The sequence below is a fragment of the Microbacterium sp. NPDC089695 genome, assembly GCF_044749085.1.
Taxonomy (GTDB): domain Bacteria; phylum Actinomycetota; class Actinomycetes; order Actinomycetales; family Microbacteriaceae; genus Microbacterium.
In genome coordinates this window covers 910,229-927,163 of sequence record NZ_JBIVHG010000001.1, presented here as the reverse complement: position 1 = coordinate 927,163, position 16,935 = coordinate 910,229, and the positions used below count along the sequence as shown (strand labels likewise).

The window sequence follows — 16,935 nt, the reverse complement described above, 5'->3', positions numbered from 1 at the left end:
GGGGTTGCATCCTCCGCGGCCGGATGTCAGTCGCCCCTCAGGCGTCGCGTCGCCTGACGAGCACGACGGCCACGGTGAACAGCGCGACGACCCACACCACCAGACCGACGACACCCTGCCAGGGCTCGAGCTCCCAGAGGCCCTCCGGGCGCTGCATCTCCGTGTTCGGTGAGTTGAAGACGTCCTGCCCCGGATGCGTGTAGGCGGCACGGCCCAGGTTGAACGGCAGCAGCCGCGAGACGTTCTGCAGCCAGATCATCGGCCCGAAGCCGCCCGGCACGAAGCCGAGAGCGATGGGGAGGACGATCACGAGACCCAGGGTCGTCGCCAGCCCCACCACGACGCTGCGGACGATCGCGGAAATCCCGAACGCGATGAGGGCGAGCAGCACGGTGTACAGCACGCTGCCGAAGATCCCGCTCCAGTAGTACGGGTCGTCGAGGTGCACGTCGACGCCGTTCCCCGCGAGGACGGCGAGGGAGATCGGGATGGTGATCGCGACCGAGGCGGCGCTCACCACGAAGGTCGCCGCGGCCAGGATGAGCGCTTTCGCGACGAGGACCGGCACCCGTCGCGGCACGGCCGTGAAGGACGACCGGATCATGCCGGTGGTGTACTCGCCCGCGATCACGAGGACACCCAGCACGCTCACGATCACGACCGACATGTCGGTGCTGCCGGAGACGGCGAGCACCCCGGCAGCCTGAATGCCGGGCTGCGGCATCCCGCCCTCGATGTGGGCGAACGACGTCATCGCCGCCGACTGCGTCCCGACGCCGATCGTGAGCGCGGCCACCACGGCGAGCAGCCACCAGGTCGAGGGCACGCTGCGGAACTTGATCCACTCGGAGTTGATGATGCCGGCCAGGGAGAGGTCGTGCCGTACGACGGTCGTCGCCGGGGCCGTGGTCGTGCTCATCGGTCGCCCTCCGATCGGTTCTGCGCGACGTACTCGACGTCGTCGCGGGTGAGTTCCATGTACGCCTCCTCGAGCGAGGTCGCCACACGCACGATCTCGTGCACGGCGATCCGCGCGGCCACCGCGACCTCGGCGATGCGCGGTGCGGGCAGCCCCGACACCGCGAGCCGCTCCGTGTCGGCGGCCGTGACATCTGCCCCCTCCGCCGCGAGCAGAGCGCCGACCCGGTCGTTGTCGCCCGTGCGCACCCGCACCGTGTCGCCCGCGGCGTCGGCGAGGATGCGGCTGATCGGCGCGTCCGCGAGGATGCGGCCACGACCCAGGATGATCAGGTGGTCGGCGGTCTGCGACATCTCGCTCATCAGGTGCGACGACAGGAAGACGGTGCGTCCCTCGGCCGCGAGTGCGCGGGCGAGGTCGCGCACCCAGACGACCCCGTCGGGGTCGAGGCCGTTGACCGGCTCGTCGAGGATCAGCGTGCCCGGGTCTCCCAGGAGTGCCGCGGCGATCCCGAGTCGCTGCCCCATGCCGAGGGAGAACCCGCGCACGCGCTTACGCGCCACGGAGTCGAGGCCGGCGAGGTCGATCACCTCTTCGACGCGCTTCGCGCCGATGCGGTGCGTCGCCGCCAGTGCGAGCAGATGGTCGCGGGCGGTGCGAGCGGGATGCACGGCCTTCGCGTCGAGCAGCACTCCCACCTCGTGCAGCGGCGCCGCGTGCTCGTCGTAGCGTCGTCCGTTCACTGTCACCGAGCCGGATGTCGGTCGGTCGAGCCCTGTGATCATCCGCATCGTGGTCGACTTGCCGGCGCCGTTCGGGCCGAGGAATCCGGTCACTCGACCCGCGGCGACCGAGAAGTCGACCGCGTCGACGGCGACCCTCGATCCGTAGCTCTTGGTCAGGGACTCAGCGTGGATCACAGGTGCGTCTCCTCTTCCTCGTTCGAGCCCGCCGTGGTGACGTCGGGGCAGCGGAACGAACAAGTGAACACGCTGTGCCGGGAACAGGGTCAAACCGGCACCGGCGCGAAGCGCCGGCGGAGGCCCGCGCGGGGGAGGGTCAGGCGTCGTACGCGGGCGCCACGCCACCGGCATCCGACGAGCGGTGCGCGGCCTCGACCACGGCCATGGTGCGCTGCACGTCGTCGACGCTCGTGGGAAGGTCGGGCACCGAGCCCTCGACATAGCGCTGCAGCGCCGACATCGATCCGATGAACGCGTCGGGGAACCAGGATCCCTCGAACGGCACCGGCTCCCACTCTCCGCCGTCGCGGGTCATCTCGAGCAGGTCTTCCCCGCCGGTCGGGTAGTCGAGCAGCAGGCCCATCTGCGCGCGGATCGCGCCGCGCGTGCCCTCCCACTTGATCGCGCTCTCCTCGTGCCGGGGTCCGAACTCGTGGTCGTGGTTCGTCGAGATCGTCGCGCGCACCCGGCGTTCGGGGTAGTGCATCAGGATCACGCTGCGCGTGTTCGCGATCGTCGTCGCCGGGTGCCGCACCGTGACCGCGTCGACGCCGGCGGGGTTGCCCAGGAATGAGCGGACGAGATCGACGTAGTGCACGCTGTGCATGTTGATCTCGAGGCGGTCGAGGCCGAGGACGTGCGGGAACATGTGCCACGGGGTGTTCACCTGCACGCGGATCTCGAGATCGTACAGCTCCCCGATCGCGCCGGCGGCGATGAGCTCTCGGGCCGCGGCGACGTACGGCGCGAACCGCAGCTGCGTGTTGACCGCCGCGACCAGGTTCTTGCGGTGGCACAGATCGCGCACCCTGCTCGAGGCGGCGAAGTCGTTGCCGAGCGGCTTCTGGATGAGCACGGCCGCACCGTCGGGCAGCCGCTCGAGCACATCTTCGTACTGCTCGGGCATCATCGCGAGATCGAACACCGCGTCGCGCGGCGCCCGGGCGATCGTCTCGTCGATCGACGAGCTGACCTGCGGGATGCCGTACTCCTCGGCGAGCGCCTCGGCCCGCGAGAGCGTGCGGTTGCAGATCGCCGCCACGTCGAAGCCCGCCTTGCGATACGCGGGGAGGTGGGCGTCGCGCACGATCCCGCCCGCGCCGAACAGCACGATCGGACGAGGATGCCGGGGGAGCGCCAGCGTGTAGGCGGCGGACGGGGCGAACTCCGGCAGAGCCGGGTCGACAGGGGAGGAGTCTGGCATCTAGAACATCACCACCGGGTTGACGGCCGAGCCCGTCGCACGCGGGACGCGCAGCGGGGCGTACATGAGGAGGAAGGTCGCGCGTCGCCGAGCGCGGCACAGCTCCGCGAGCAGCTCGACGTCGGGACCGTCGAGGAACGCGAGGCCGATGCGGCCGAGCGCGATCTGATGGAAGTAGTCCGGGTACTCCGCGACCGGGCTGGGGAACACGTCGACGCAGTCGCCGCTGTAGACCGCGACGTCGTGGCCACGCAGCCAGGACAGGCAGTCCGCCGCGAGACCGGCGCGGACGATGCGTCCGTCGGGTCCCGTCACCGGATCGGCCGCGGTGCCGGTGCCCACGCGCACGAACACCGCATCGCCCGGGCGCACCTCCGTGCCCGCGAGCCGCACGGCCGCGTCGAGGTCGGCGGGATGCACCGCCTCGCCCGGCGCGAGCGCCTCGACCCCGCGCGCACGGGCCACGTCGAGCAGCACGCCCCGCGTCACGACGCCGTCCTGCTGCGCGCCGAGCCCGTTGGCCTCGAGTCCGCGGTCGGTGATCGTCGACCCGGCGGGGCGGTCGTTGTACATCACGCCGTCGAACCAGCAGTGGCCGACGGCATCCGCGTGCGTCATCGCGAAGCCGTGCGGCGCGATGACGAGCTCGTCACGGAGCGTGCGATCGATGTCGTCGCCCGGCAGCAGGCGCAGCGCCGCCGCGTCGCCGCCGTCGACGACGATCTCGCGGGCGATCGAGTGCACGCTCCCGTCGCGCACCTCGGTCAGCGCCGCCAGCCGCACTGCGTCGGTCACGAGGTTCAGGGTGCCGCGCTGGTCGTCGGCGCCCCAGCGGCCCGCGTTCGAGACGCGGGCCGCGAGAGCACGGAGATCGTCGGCGTTCACTCCGGATGCTCCGGCGGGGCGACCGTCGACTCGCGCACGATCAGCTGCGGCGCGGGATCGGTCACCAGCACCTCGGCCGGCGGCAGTGACGAGTCGTCGAGTCGGCGCAGCAGTTCGCGCACGGCGTCGGATCCGAGCTGCCGCAGCGGCATGCGGACGGTCGACAGCGGCGGCCACGAGTACTCCGACATCCAGACGTCGTGCATCGCGACGATCGAGAGGTCCTTCGGCACGGTGACACCGAGACGCCGCGCCTCCAGCAGTGCGCCGAGCGCCGCGTTCACGTTCGCGACGAAGATCGCGGTCGGGGCCTCGGCCGCCGAGAGCAGCTGACGCAGACCCCGACGTCCGTCCTCGGCCGAGTATCCGACGTGCGCCACCCGCGACAACGGCACGTCGATGCCCGCGGTCGCACAGGCGTCACGGAACCCCGCCGAACGCCGCTGCGCCGTGTAGTTGTCGGACTTGCCGCCGATCATGCCGATACGGGTGTGACCGAGGTCGATCAGGTGGCGGGTCGCGATCATCGCGCCCTCGACGTCGGGGAGGACGACCGAGCCGATGCCGGCCGGGGCGAGCGAGTTGATGAACACCGCGGGCGTCGACGGGTCGGCGAGCGAGCCGACCTCCTCGGCGGTCGGCTCGTCGCGCAACTGCACCAGCATCCCGTCGACGCGGCGTTCGCCGACGAGGCGGCGCAGCGCCGGTCCACCCGGCTGCATGTCCTCCGCGCGGCCGAGCACCACCGTGTAGTCGCGCTCGAGCGCCGTCTCCTCCACGCCCTCCATGAGCTCGGCGAAGATCGCGTTCGTCACGTCGGGCACGATCAGCGCGATGATGTGCGACCGCGACGACCGCAGGGCGCGCGCCGCGAAGTTCGGCTGGTAGTCGAGAGTGCGGGCGGCTTCGCGGATGCGTTCGCGGGTGGCGTCGGAGACCCGTGCACCGGGGGCGTCGGCGAGAACACGCGACACCACCGACACGGAGACACCCGCGAGGGCTGCGACGTCGCTGAGATTGGCCATGCAGTGAGCCTACGAGTACGGGCGGGTCGCGGTCAGGCGCCGCGACGGTTGACCAGATACAGGTGGGTGAGCACGAGCACGGTCTCGCCGCGGTGGTTGGTCACGGTCACGAGCTCGTGCATCACTCCGTGCGTCTCGGGCCGACGCGGATGGTCGACCTTCTCGGTGATGGTCGCGGTGACCGAGATCGTGTCGCCGATGAACACCGGCGCGGTGAAGCGGATGCGGTCGTACCCGTAGCTCATCGACTGGGGGTTGATGTCGGCGGCGGTCATGCCGACCGCGACCGACATGATCAGCGTGCCGTGCGCGATGCGCTGCCCGATCGGCTGCGTCGCGCACCAGTGCGCATCCATGTGGTGGGGGAAGAAGTCACCTGTCTGCCCTGCGTGGAGCACGATGTCGGCCTCGGTGATCGTGCGGCTGCCGCAGTCGCGCGTCTCGCCGATCTCGTAGTCCTCCAGCCAGCGGTCGATCGTCTGCATCAGCGGCTCCTCTCCATGCGGTCGGCCTCGACGTTCATGCGGTCGATCAGTGTTCCGGGTGCGAGCTCCCCCCGGAGCATCTGCGTGACCCAGGGCGACGTCGTGTCCTGGAAGGCGATGTACCCGGGCACCCGCGGCCGCACCCACGCGCCGTCGAGCGTCGCCCGCGTACCGCGAAAGAAGTCCTCGCTCAGAGCGCCGATGCGCTCGTCGTCCCAGGCCTCGGCGTTGCCGGGCTGGCCACCCCCGTCGAAGTACGCCCCGGACTGCGCGGATGCCGACGCCACCCACACCGCGAAGTCCGCCGCCTCGCGCGGGTGGGTGCTGTGGGCCGACACGGCGATGCCGGCGCCGCCGAGCAGGGAGCCGCGCACGCCCCGGGGTCCTCGCGGGATGTCGGTGTAGGCGAGTCGGACGCGGCGGTACCCGGCGCGGGAGTAGTTCGTGTAGCCGAAGGCCAGCGGGGAGTACGACCAGGTGTCGTCGGCGCACAGCGCCTCGGCGATGTCGATCGGATTGGCGTCGAGGCAGAACGCGGGTACGGCGGCGGCGAGTTCGCGCATCCGCTCCAGCACCGGTGCGGCGTGGTCGGGGGAGAGGAAGAGCCCCGGCTCGGCGAACGCGGGCGTGCCGTTGTTCGCCGCGAGCGTCAACAGGCTCGAGTACGAGTCGATCGGCTTCGCCGCCCACAGCACGCGGCCGTCGCGGGCGAGGCGCATCACGTCGTCCCAGTCGGTCGGCGGCTCGGCGAGGAGGTCGGGGCGCCGCACCGCGACCTGGGCCGCGGCGTCGCTCGCGAGGCCGTACTGCCGACCGCCGTAGCGGTAGCTCTCGTGCGACGGGCCCACCGACTGCCCCGCGAGCACGCGCAGCTCCTCGTCGTGGACTCCGCCGTCGAGGGGCGCGAGGGCTCCGCCGTCGGCGGCGAGCGGGATGTGCGGGTGATCGATCACGAGCAGGTCGAACTCGCGGGCGAGCTGTTCGACCGGAGCGTCGGCGAAGGCCTGCAGCGACCGGAACGTCCAGTCGATCCGCACCCCGGGAGCCGCCTGCTCGTACGCGGTCGAGGCCGCGACGATCGATCCGTGTCCGCGTTCGTGCTCCCACGTCATGCCGCGCAGCACGAGGGTCATCGCAGCGACCTCCCCACGGTGGCGTCGTGCTGACCGAGCTTGGGGGCGGGTCGATCGCTCGTGAGCACCTGTCCGTCGACGCGGATGGGGCTCCTGGTCACGGTCAGCGAGAGCTGCTCGCCGTCCTGCGTGATCTCGGCGGGGCGCTCGACCGTGTGGGTCATCCGGATCGCGGCGAAGCCGTCGTGCGCGACGAGCTCTTCGAGGGTCAGCACGGGCGCGCACCAGACGTCGGCGGCGTCGAGCACGCCGAGCCAGTGCGCCGTGGTCTCGTGCGCGAGCGTCTCGGCCAAGACGTCTTCGATCTCCTCACGACGGCTCCACGCGTCATCAGGGTCGTGCATCGCGGCGAGCGCGGGGAGGCCGAGCAGCTCGCCGAGCTTCGGGATCGGGTTCATCGCGAGCGCGAGGTAGCCGTCGGCGGTCGGGTAGGTGCCGTAGGGGGCGGCGAGGAACGCGTGGGCCGAGTGCCGGCCACCCCGTCTCACCGAGACGTCGGCGTCGTTCAGGTGCGTCGTCAGCAGTTCGAACTGCAGGTCGAGCATCGCCTCGAGCAGGCTCGTCTGCACGAGGCCGCCAGCGCCCGTGCGCTCGCGCCGGTACAGCAGCGCCGTGACGCCCTGCGCGATGTGACAGCTCATCAGGTGGTCTGCGACGGACACCCCGATCGGCACCGGACCGTCGTCGTGCGAGCCGTTGAGCCACGGGATGCCGGCGATCGACTGCGCGAGGAGGTCCTGACCCGGACGATCGCGCCACGGGCCCTCGTCGCCGAAGCCGCTCGCGCTCGCGTAGACGATGCGGGGGTTGCGGCTGCGCACCGAGGCGTAGTCGAGTCCGATGCGCTCCATCACGCCGGGGCGGAAGTTCTGGATGATCACGTCGGCCTGCGCCACGAGATCGAGCACGCGTTCGAGGTCGGCCGGGTTCTTGAGGTCGGCCGTGATCCCCTCCTTGTTGCGGTTCATCGCGTGGAACGACACCGTCTCGCCGTCGGCGACGCGGCCCGCGAAGGCGAGGGTGCGTCCGATGTCGCCCGTTCCGGGGCGCTCGATCTTGATGACCCGCGCACCGAGGTCGGCGAGTCGCATGGCCGCGACGGGCCCGGCCAGGAACTGGCTGAAGTCGAGCACGACGACCCCGTCGAGTGGCTTGATCAGCTCTTCGGTCACAGGGATCTCCTTGCACGCGCCTCGGTCGACGGCATCGTCGCCATCAGGTGCGCAATCGATTGTTCATTGGTTCGTCCCAGTGTATCCACCGAGATGACCGCGCGATCGACACCGATGTCGACGCGCGGCGACAGCAGTCGATCGGCGATCGCCGCGAGGATGCGGTCGGTGTGCGCCGAGCGCGCCGTCGTGACGACGACGAGGTCGACGTCGGGCGCGATCACGGCGAACTGGCCCAGCATCCCGTCGGCGCGGTACACATCGTGCAGGCCTCGCCACATCTGGAAGCCGTATCCCTGCGCCCACTCCGGGCGGTGCTCTTCGGGCAGATCGGTCGCGATCTGCGCCGCCGTGGCCTGCTCGTGCCAGCGCTCCGAGAAGATCCGCCGGCCGCGCCAGGATCCCCGGTCGCGCAGCAGCACCCCGAGGCGCGCGATGTCCTCGGTCGTGAGGTACAGCCCCGAGCCGCCGACCTGGTGGCCGTCGCGGTCGGTCTCCCACGCCGGCGTGGCGATTCCCAACGGGGCGAACACCCGCTCGTCGAGCAGCGGCAGCAGCCGCGATCCCTGAGCCCGCGCGACCGCGAGGCCCAGCAGGTGGCTCGACAGGGAGCAGTACGCGAACACCTCGCCGGGTGCCGAGAGCTCGGGTAGATCCACGAAGGCGGTGACGGCCTCGGCGCTGGTCAGCGACGACAAGCGCACATCACCCGCGGCGCGCCCCGACGACATCGTCAACAGGTGCCGCACCGTGATGCGCGCATCGATCGCCGCCCCGAGATCGCCGAGCACGTCGCGCACCGGAGCGTCGATGTCGAGCAGACCCTCGTCCACCGCGATGCCGGCGGCGATCGCCGTCACGGTCTTGGTGACGGAGTACACCGCGTGCGGTGCCGCAGGCGGGCATCCCTCGGCCCAGTGCTCGAGCACCACGTCGTCACCGTGCACCACCATGAGGCTGTCGACCGCGAGCGACGGATCGCTCAGGTCGTCGCGCAATGCCGCGAGCGCACGCGCTGCCGCACCGGAGACCGGAGCCGCGGTCACCGCACGACCTCGATCTCGAACACGGCGCCGTCGCCGGGATCCACGGCCGCAGCGGACGAGGTCCACCCTTCGGGCACCCCGATCGCGAGCGGGCGTCCACCGCGCAGCGCACGGGCGCCGGGCAGTGTGCGCAATCGAGCCCGGATCGCGGTCGGCGTCCACGACAGCTCCTCGATCACGACACCGCCGCGCGCGGAGACCTCCCGCACCGCCCCGCTGCCCCAGCGGGACGGCAGAGCGGGGAGCAGGTCGATCGACCCCACGGACGATCCCACCAGCATCGCGTTGATCACGGCGGGGAAGCCCCCGGCGATGTCGACGTTGAAGATCGCTCCGACGTCGTGCGTCGTCGCGAGCGTCGGCAGGAAGTACAGACGCGACATGCGGTCGACGCATTCGAGCGCCAGATCGGCGTCGCCGACCGCGGCCGCCGCGACGCCGAGCTGCACGAGGCCGTACGCCATCTCCTCGCGCGAGCCGCCGCTCGCACGCCATGCCAGCTTCGCCGCGATGAGCGCCCTGATCGGCTCGCGCATCCGTGCGACCAGATCGCCGTCCGGCTCGAACCACGTTCCGAGCAGCTGTGAGGCCGTGCGATGGCCGAGTCGCTCCTCCACACCGTCGTCCAGCCATTCCGCGAGAGTGCCGTCGGGCGCGACCCGGTAGTCGGGCAGCCGGCGCAGCCAGTCCGCGCGGCGGGCGTCGAGATCCTCGTCCACGCCCAGCAGCGCCGAGGCCCGTCGCAGTCCGCGCAGCATCCCGGCGAGCGCCGCCCTGTCCATGGTCGCGTTGCGGCAGACCTGCGAGTCGAACGACGGCGACCGGTTCTCGGGCGAGTACGACGGCGAGAACACGAACCGGCCGGCGGGACCGTCGACGAGGAACGACTCGTAGAAGCGCTCGACCTCGCGGGCGAACGGATAGGCGTGCGCGCGCAGATGCTCGAGGTCGGCCGTGTACCAGGCGTGGTCGAACGCGAACAGGGCGGCCCACGCCCCGCCCGCGGTCCAGAACTCGTGGGCGTGCCTGGCGTCGAAGTGTGTGCACTTCGCGTGCGTCGGACTGCACCGCGAGGGGAGCACATAGCCCTCGGCGCCGAAGAGCTGCGCCGCGTTCTCGCGGAAGTCGTCGGCGAACCCCTCGAGCATGTCGAGGTAGGTGCGCAGCTGTGCGGGGTTTCCGGTCGACAGCATGCTCGCGATCGAGCCGTTCTGCACGTTGCCGTTCATCGTGTAGTCCGACGACCATGCGGGGTCGAAGGTGCCCGACCAGACGCCCTGCAGCGTCGGGGGCAGCTCGCCGGTGCTCCCGGCGATCAACCGCTGCGCCGACAGGTACTGCACCGCGATCAGGGCGTCGCGGTCGCCCGCATCCTCCGCCGCGAGCATCTCCTCGGTGGGACGGATGCCGAGATCGCCACCCAGGTCGAGCCGGGCGACGTGCACCTCGGCCGCCAGTGCCGCGAGGTGCCGCGCGTGCAGGGTGTCGAAGTCGTGCGGGAGGACATCGAGGCGTCGTGCACGCTCCGCGATGGCCGCCTCGTCGCCGTCGTACCGGGGCGCGACGTCGATCAGGATCGTCCGGGCCGTGCCGTCGGCGACCGTGCGCACGTGGGCGTCGGCGCCGATCACATCGACCGGCCAGTCGGCGCGGAACCGCTGCGCCACCAGGCGACCGTGCTCGTCGTCGCCCACGGTGAACTCGACGCGCTCGGCGTTGCCGCCCTTGACGCCCGACGAGGTCGTGACGACGTTCTCGGGTCCGGCGGCGCTCACGCGTGCCGCAGCGAGGCCCGGGTCCAGACGCACGACCACCACATCGTCGGCGCGACTCGTGAAGAGCTCGATCCGGCGCTCGCCCTCGGCGACCCGCCAGCTGATCGTCACGAGATCACGGTCGAGATCGGTCTCGCGGCGGTAGTCGGCAGCGCCCTCGTCGTCGGTCTCGATCGCCACGGTCACCGAGGGCACCAGCGGATCCGTCCACTGCAGCCCCGGATACCCCTGCTCGACCGAGCGGGCGACGCCGAGGTCGGCGACGTCCTGTGCGCGCCCCTCGTCGATCAGTGCGCGGAAGCGCTCGAGGTCGGGGGCCAGCAGCGGCGCGATGCGCGGCGGATCCGTCGGCAGCACGACGCGCTCGTGCGCGACCGTGATCTCGTGGCGGGCGGGGATGCCGTACAGCAGCGCGCCGAGAACCCCGTTGCCCGAGACCAGCCCGTGCTCCCAGTCCTCGCCCGTCGTGGCCGTCCAGTGCACCGTCGACGTCATCGTGCGTCCTCCCGTCCGACGACGGCCAGCTCCGCCGGCAGCACGCGTCCGCTCTCGTGCAGGTGGCAGGCCACCAGGTGGCCGGGCTGCGGCGCCTTCTCCGAGGGCTCCAGCGGTGGCATCGTGCGCGAGCACTCGTCGAACGCCCACGGGCAGCGCGGGTTGAACGGGCAGCCCGACGGCATCCGCTGCAGATCCGGCGGCGAACCGGGGATGCCGACGATCTCCCGACGCTCGCCGCGCAGCGCGGGGAACGAGTTGAGCAGACCGTGCGTGTACGGATGCTGGGGGTTGCGGTAGACCTCGTGCGAGGTGCCCTGCTCGACGATCCGCCCCGCGTACATGATCGCGATGCGGTCGGCGAGCTCGATCAGCAGCGAGACGTCGTGCGTGATGAAGATCACCGAGAAGTTCACCTCGGAGCGCAGACGCAGGATCTCCTGCAGGATCTGCCGCTGCATCACGACGTCGAGGGCCGTGGTGGGCTCGTCCATGATCACGACGTCGGGCTGCAGGGCCATCGCCATCGCGATCATGATGCGCTGCCGCATGCCGCCCGAGAGCTGATGCGGGTACGCCGTCAGGCGATCCCTCGGGATGCCGACCATCGCCAGCAGCTCGCGGGCCCGTGCCGTGCGCTCGCGCCGCGTCGAACGCGGGTCGTGCTTCGCGATCACGTCGACCAGCTGCCGCTCGATCCGGAACACCGGGCTGAGCGAGTTCATCGACCCCTGGAAGACCATCGCGATCTCGCTCCAGCGCAGCTTCCGCAGCGCACGCTCGTCGACGCGGAGGATGTCGACGGGTCCCGAACCGTCGGCCGGGTGGTACAGCACCTCGCCCTGCGTCACGATGCCGGGAGGCGAGAGCAGTCGCGTCGCGCCGTAGACGAGCGTCGACTTGCCCGATCCCGACTCTCCCGCGAGGCCCAGCACCTCACCTCGACGGAGCGTGATCGTCACGTCGTCGAGGGCCTTCACCTCGTCGTCTCCCATGCCGTACGACACGCTGAGTCCGCGGATCTCCAGCACGGGCTCTGCCGTGGGGGTGGCGCTCATGACTTCTCCTTCTCGAGCAGGACCGCGGTGTAGCCGACGCGGGCGCGCACGCCGGCGCGCTTGAGGGCCTTCTGGTCGAGTCCGCCCGGCCGCAGCTTCGGATTGACGAACTCGTCGATGCCGAGCGTGATGAGCGTGAGGCCCATGCCGAGCACGGCGATCGCGAGACCCGGCGGGATGAACCACCACCACGCGCCCTGCGCGAGCGCCTGCTGCCCCTGCGCCCAGAACAGGATCGTGCCCCAGTTCCAGTCGTTCGACGAGCCGATGCCGATGAACGACAGCGAGACCTGCGACAGAATCGCGAAGTTCACGGTGCCGACGAAGCTGCCGGCGATGATCGGCACCAGGTTCGGCAGGATCTCGACCATGATGAGCGACCACGTGCTCTTGCCGGTCGCCCGTGCGGCCTGCACGAAGTCGCGGTTGCGCAGCGACAGGGTCTGCGCGCGGATCACCCGCGACCCCCACGCCCAGGCGGTGACCGAGATGACGAGCGCGACGGTCACCCACCCTCCGCCGCTGGGGATGAACCCGGCGATGAGGATGATGAGCGGCAGCGCCGGGATCACCAGGAAGATGTTCGCGAGGGCCGACAGCAGCTCGTCGGCGACGCCGGGGAACAGCGCGGCGTTGATGCCGACCAGCAGCGAGATCATGGTGGCGATGACACCGGCGACCGTGCCGACGATCATGACGCTGCGCGAGCCGACCATGAACTGCGAGAACACGTCCTGCCCGGTCTGCGTCGTGCCGAACAGGTGGGCCCACGACGGCGGCTGCAGCAGATCGTCGCTCAGCGCGTCGGGGCTGTACGGGGCGAGCAGCGGGCCGAAGATCGCCAGCAGCACGAAGAACGCGAGGATCAGGAGTCCTGCCCGGCTCTTCGGCGTGCGCCAGAACCCGGCGAGCGGGCTCTGCCTCTTCTCGGCGACGCGCTCCTGCTCGACGGGGTCGGCGAGCAGTGCGGCTTCGCTCTCGGCGGGGTTGTTGGTCACGGTCACACCTCCGAACGGGTACGCGGGTCGAGGAAGACGTAGGCCATGTCGGCGATGAGGTTCGCGACGAGCACGGCGAACGTGATGACGAGGAACACGCCCTGCATGAGCGGGTAGTCCTTCGCCTGCACGGCCTGGAACATCACGAAGCCGATGCCGGGATACGAGAACACCATCTCGGTCAGCAGCGAGCCGCCGACGATGAACCCGAGCGAGAGCGCGAAGCCCGAGACGCTGGGGAGGATCGCGTTGCGCGCGGCGTAGGCGAAGTTCACCTGGCGCTCGCCCAGGCCCTTGGCGTGCGCGACCACCACGTAGTCCTCGTTCGTGACGGTGACCATCATGTTGCGCATACCCAGCATCCATCCGGCGAAGGAGCTCACCACGACCGTGATCGCGGGCAGGATGCCGTGCACGATCGCGCTCACGATGAACGGGCCGTTGAATCCGGGATCCGTGAAGATGTCGTAGCCGCCCGAGTCGGGGAACCAGCCGAGATTCACCGCGAACACCGCGATCACGAGGAGCGCGAGCCAGAAGTACGGCACCGACGAGAAGAAGCTCGTGATGGGGATGAGACGCTCGGCCCAGCCCCCGCGTCGCCATCCGGCGAAGATGCCGGCGACGGTGCCGAGCACGAAGCCGATCACGGTCGAGACGCCCACGAGCACGACCGTCCACGGCAGTGACTGCCCGATCACGTCGGAGACCGGAGTCGGGAAGAACGTGAACGACAGGCCGAGGTCGCCGCGGAACAGCTGCCCCCAGTACTCGATGTACTGGTCCCACAGCGTCTGCGAGTCGTCGAGGCCGAACAGCACGTACAGCGACTGGGCGGCCTCGTCGCTGATCTGCCCCTTGAAGCGGTTGAGCAGCGACTGCACCGGGTCGCCGGGGATGAGCCGGGGGAGCACGAAGTTGATCGTGATGGCCGCCCAGGCCGTGATCGCGTAGAAGAGGATGCGACGGAGGATGTACTTCATCGCGCGGCCTCCTCGATGCGGGGGAGCGGGAGGTCGGACGGCGCTGTCGAGTACGCCCAGCAACGCGCCACGCGTCCGTCTCCCACGGGGATCTCCGGCGGTGCCTCGGCCGCGCACTTCGCGGTCGCGAGCGGACAGCGCGGGTGGAACCGGCATCCGCTCGGCGGGTCGATGAGGCTCGGCGGCTCGGCCGAGACGTCGGCGCCCTTCACGGGCTGTCCGAGCGAGGGGTCGTCGGGGTTGGGGGCGGAGTCGATCAGCAGTCGTGTGTACGGGTGCTTCGGATCCTGCGTCACCGACTCGGCGTCGCCCGATTCGACGATCTCTCCCGCGTACATCACCAGCACGCGGTCGGCGAAGTGCCGGGCGGAGGCGATGTCGTGGGTGATGTAGAGGATGCCGAGGTTCAGCCGCTCCTTGAGCTCCTTCAGCAGGTTGAGGATGCCGAGGCGGATCGAGACGTCGAGCATCGAGACCGGTTCGTCGGCGAGGATCACGTCGGGCGCGGCGGCGAGCGCCCGGGCGATCGAGACGCGCTGACGCTGACCGCCCGACAGCTCGTGCGGGTACTTGTCGATGTAGCGCTCGGCGGGGCTGAGCTTCACCTGCTCGAGGAGTTCACGCACGACCCGGTCGACGTCGCCGTCGGCGCGGCCGTGGATCTTCACCGGGTCGGCCAGGTGGTACCGCACGGTGCGCAACGGGTTCAGCGAGGCGAACGGGTCCTGGAAGATCAGCTGCACCTGGGCGCAGTACCGCCGGAACGAGCGAGTGCCCCGGGTGCGGACGGGTTCGTCGCGCAGCAGCACCTCGCCGTCGGACTGCCGCTGCAGCTGCGAGAGCACCTTCGCGATCGTGGACTTGCCCGAACCGGACTCGCCGACGACCGCGACGACCTCGCCGGCGTGCAGCACGAACGAGACGCCGTTGACGGCGGTGAGCCGGCGCGCGGGGGCGCCCCAGCGACGGAGCGTGCCACGCACGCGGAAGCTCATGGTGATGTCGCGCGCCTCGAGGAGCGGCGCTGGTTCCTGAGGGAGAGGTGAGGTCATCGGTGACTCCGCGTTCGGTGGTGGAGGTGCCGCCGCCGTCGGGCGACGGCGGCACCCTGGTCGGCCTAGGAGGCCGGTGTCAGCGTCACCATGATCTTCGAGATGTTGCGGTCGAGGATGCCCGGCGACGCGTAGGGGTCGTCCTCGGAGGGCCAGCCCGTGAAGTTCACGGTCGTGAACATCCCGGTGTTGGCCTTCGCGATGATCGCGATCGCCGGCACCTCCTCGACGAACACGCGCTGCAGCGTCGACAGCGCGGCGGAGCGCTCCGTCTCATCGGCGGCCGTGCGGTACGCGTCGAGCGCGGCGGTGCCCTCCTGGCTGTTGAACCGGCCGTAGTTGCCCGTCACCTCGGTGCCGAGGGGCTGGTACTTGCTGCCGTCCATGTAGGTGGCGTAGATGTCGTACGGCGTCGGGCCCGAGTTCGAGTAGCGCATGGTGCCGTCGAACTCGCCCGAGGCGAGCGCCGCCTGCCAGGCGTCCTGCGAGGGGGTCTCGATGCTCGTCGAGATGCCGATCTCCGACACGCTCTCGCCGATCACCTGCAGGGCGGTGAGGTAGTCGGTCCAGCCCGAGGGATCGATCAGGGTCATCGACACCGGGTTGCCGCTCGGGTCGATCAGCGTGTCGCCCGAGTAGCTGAAGCCCGCTGCGGTGAGCTCGGCCTTGGCGCCCTCGACGTCGACCGCGTATTCCTGCCCGGCGAACTCCGGGTCGATGAACGCATCGCCGACCGGCTGCGGGAGGCCCGTGACCGAGAGCACGGGCGAGAGGATGCCGCCGGACGACAGCTGCACGAGCTTCTCGCGGTCGATCACCTTGCTGATCGCGCTGCGGAGAGCCACGTTGTCGAAGGGGGCCTTCGCCGTGTTGAGCACGAAGGCGTCGATGCCGAGCGACGAGACGTTCCAGGCGAGGTTCGTGTCGGGGTCCTTGTCGACGAAGCCCTCCTTCTGGTTGAGCGCGAACGACGACGCCCAGTCGAGCTTGTGCGCCGCGAGTCCGTTGAGGATCGCGTCGTTGCCCTGCAGGGCCTGGTAGGCGATGGCCTCGACCTTGACGTCATCGGCCTGCCAGTAGCCCGGGTTCTTCGTGAGCTTGGCGACGCTCGACGTGGCGGAGTCGAACGTGAACGGACCGGTTCCCACGGGGTCGGCGTCGGCGTAGGTGGCCGGGTCGTCGACGTCCTTCCAGATGTGCTCGGGCACGATGAACTGGCCGAGTATGCTCGCCTGCTTGACGAACTGCGACTCCGTGAAGGTCAGGGTGACGGTGTCGCCGTCGTCCTCCACGGTGTCGAGCGCGACGTTGTCGCTGTTGAGGGCCGCGTTGTCCTTGAGCAGGCCGAACGTGAAGGCGATGTCGTCGGCGCCGAAGTCCTCGCCGTCGCTCCACTTCACGCCGTCGCGCGCGGTGAAGGTCACCGAGGTGAAGTCCTCCGACCACTCGTAGTCGGAGGCGAGCCACGGCTCCGGGTCCTCGGTCGGCACGGCGCCGTTGACCTGCACGAGCGGCTCGTAGATGAGCCACCGCCAGCCGTTCGCCGAGGCGCTCGACGTGCCGGCGAAGGGGTTGTTGCTCTCGGTGAAGACGCCGCCGGTGCCGATCGTCAGGGTGCCTCCACCTCCTGAGCTCGATCCGCCCGCTCCACAGCCCGACAGCACGAGGCCTGCCGCGACGGCGACCGCGGCGGCGGCCATGATCTTCTTTGATCTCCAGCGCATTCTGATCTCCCATGTGAGT

At 70.3% G+C, this 16,935-nt stretch carries 15 protein-coding genes; all 15 read right to left on the bottom strand.

Annotated elements, in window-relative coordinates; all coding sequences use genetic code 11:
• Positions 1-37 precede the first annotated feature (37 nt).
• Complete coding sequence (locus ACIPYT_RS04615; RefSeq protein ID WP_401071084.1) at positions 38-919, bottom strand: ABC transporter permease; 882 nt, start codon at positions 917-919, stop codon at positions 38-40.
• A complete protein-coding gene (locus tag ACIPYT_RS04610; protein WP_401071082.1) occupies positions 916-1,839 on the bottom strand; it encodes an ATP-binding cassette domain-containing protein in 924 nt (307 codons plus the stop codon). Before ACIPYT_RS04610 ends, ACIPYT_RS04615 begins: the two co-directional genes overlap by 4 nt.
• Positions 1,840-1,978: 139 nt before the next feature.
• Positions 1,979-3,085, bottom strand: a complete 1,107-nt coding sequence (locus tag ACIPYT_RS04605; protein WP_401071080.1) for a Gfo/Idh/MocA family protein — start codon at positions 3,083-3,085, stop codon at positions 1,979-1,981.
• Positions 3,086-3,970, bottom strand: coding sequence for a cyclase family protein (locus ACIPYT_RS04600; protein ID WP_401071078.1), 885 nt, complete (start codon positions 3,968-3,970; stop codon positions 3,086-3,088). It abuts the gene before it with no gap.
• Complete coding sequence (locus tag ACIPYT_RS04595) at positions 3,967-4,995, bottom strand: LacI family DNA-binding transcriptional regulator (protein WP_401071076.1); 1,029 nt, start codon at positions 4,993-4,995, stop codon at positions 3,967-3,969. Before ACIPYT_RS04595 ends, ACIPYT_RS04600 begins: the two co-directional genes overlap by 4 nt.
• Before the next feature lie 32 nt (positions 4,996-5,027).
• On the bottom strand, positions 5,028-5,480 hold the full coding sequence (locus tag ACIPYT_RS04590; RefSeq protein WP_401071070.1) for a MaoC family dehydratase: 453 nt from the start codon (positions 5,478-5,480) through the stop codon (positions 5,028-5,030).
• On the bottom strand, positions 5,480-6,613 hold the full coding sequence (locus tag ACIPYT_RS04585; RefSeq protein ID WP_401071068.1) for an extracellular solute-binding protein: 1,134 nt from the start codon (positions 6,611-6,613) through the stop codon (positions 5,480-5,482). The genes ACIPYT_RS04590 and ACIPYT_RS04585 overlap by 1 nt, the downstream gene beginning before the upstream one ends.
• On the bottom strand, positions 6,610-7,785 hold the full coding sequence (locus ACIPYT_RS04580) for a CaiB/BaiF CoA transferase family protein (protein WP_401071066.1): 1,176 nt from the start codon (positions 7,783-7,785) through the stop codon (positions 6,610-6,612). The genes ACIPYT_RS04585 and ACIPYT_RS04580 overlap by 4 nt, the downstream gene beginning before the upstream one ends.
• Complete coding sequence (locus ACIPYT_RS04575; protein ID WP_401071064.1) at positions 7,782-8,831, bottom strand: serine hydrolase domain-containing protein; 1,050 nt, start codon at positions 8,829-8,831, stop codon at positions 7,782-7,784. The genes ACIPYT_RS04580 and ACIPYT_RS04575 overlap by 4 nt, the downstream gene beginning before the upstream one ends.
• Complete coding sequence (locus tag ACIPYT_RS04570; RefSeq protein WP_401071061.1) at positions 8,828-11,101, bottom strand: glycosyl hydrolase family 95 catalytic domain-containing protein; 2,274 nt, start codon at positions 11,099-11,101, stop codon at positions 8,828-8,830. The genes ACIPYT_RS04575 and ACIPYT_RS04570 overlap by 4 nt, the downstream gene beginning before the upstream one ends.
• Positions 11,098-12,159 (bottom strand): ABC transporter ATP-binding protein, encoded by a 1,062-nt coding sequence (locus ACIPYT_RS04565; protein ID WP_401071059.1) that lies wholly within the window; start codon positions 12,157-12,159, stop codon positions 11,098-11,100. Before ACIPYT_RS04565 ends, ACIPYT_RS04570 begins: the two co-directional genes overlap by 4 nt.
• Positions 12,156-13,157 carry an ABC transporter permease gene (locus ACIPYT_RS04560; protein ID WP_401071057.1) on the bottom strand — a complete coding sequence of 334 codons (1,002 nt, stop codon included), beginning with the start codon at positions 13,155-13,157 and terminating at the stop codon, positions 12,156-12,158. Before ACIPYT_RS04560 ends, ACIPYT_RS04565 begins: the two co-directional genes overlap by 4 nt.
• A 2-nt stretch (positions 13,158-13,159) precedes the next feature.
• On the bottom strand, positions 13,160-14,140 hold the full coding sequence (locus tag ACIPYT_RS04555) for an ABC transporter permease (RefSeq protein ID WP_401071055.1): 981 nt from the start codon (positions 14,138-14,140) through the stop codon (positions 13,160-13,162).
• On the bottom strand, positions 14,137-15,192 hold the full coding sequence (locus tag ACIPYT_RS04550; RefSeq protein WP_401071053.1) for an ABC transporter ATP-binding protein: 1,056 nt from the start codon (positions 15,190-15,192) through the stop codon (positions 14,137-14,139). Before ACIPYT_RS04550 ends, ACIPYT_RS04555 begins: the two co-directional genes overlap by 4 nt.
• 65 nt (positions 15,193-15,257) lie before the next feature.
• The gene (locus ACIPYT_RS04545; RefSeq protein ID WP_401071051.1) at positions 15,258-16,916 is read right to left on the bottom strand and encodes an ABC transporter substrate-binding protein; all 1,659 of its coding nucleotides are present in this window, start codon (positions 16,914-16,916) and stop codon (positions 15,258-15,260) included.
• Positions 16,917-16,935: the final 19 nt, after the last annotated feature.

Coding starts and splice junctions, on each gene's coding strand:
- ACIPYT_RS04550 (WP_401071053.1), bottom strand. CDS start 15,192: ATGACCTCACCTCTCCCTCAGGAACCAGCGCCGCTCCTCGAGGCGCGC.
- ACIPYT_RS04565 (WP_401071059.1), bottom strand. CDS start 12,159: ATGAGCGCCACCCCCACGGCAGAGCCCGTGCTGGAGATCCGCGGACTC.
- ACIPYT_RS04605 (WP_401071080.1), bottom strand. CDS start 3,085: ATGCCAGACTCCTCCCCTGTCGACCCGGCTCTGCCGGAGTTCGCCCCG.
- ACIPYT_RS04615 (WP_401071084.1), bottom strand. CDS start 919: ATGAGCACGACCACGGCCCCGGCGACGACCGTCGTACGGCACGACCTC.
- ACIPYT_RS04590 (WP_401071070.1), bottom strand. CDS start 5,480: ATGCAGACGATCGACCGCTGGCTGGAGGACTACGAGATCGGCGAGACG.
- ACIPYT_RS04595 (WP_401071076.1), bottom strand. CDS start 4,995: ATGGCCAATCTCAGCGACGTCGCAGCCCTCGCGGGTGTCTCCGTGTCG.
- ACIPYT_RS04570 (WP_401071061.1), bottom strand. CDS start 11,101: ATGACGTCGACGGTGCACTGGACGGCCACGACGGGCGAGGACTGGGAG.
- ACIPYT_RS04585 (WP_401071068.1), bottom strand. CDS start 6,613: ATGACCCTCGTGCTGCGCGGCATGACGTGGGAGCACGAACGCGGACAC.
- ACIPYT_RS04545 (WP_401071051.1), bottom strand. CDS start 16,916: ATGCGCTGGAGATCAAAGAAGATCATGGCCGCCGCCGCGGTCGCCGTC.
- ACIPYT_RS04555 (WP_401071055.1), bottom strand. CDS start 14,140: ATGAAGTACATCCTCCGTCGCATCCTCTTCTACGCGATCACGGCCTGG.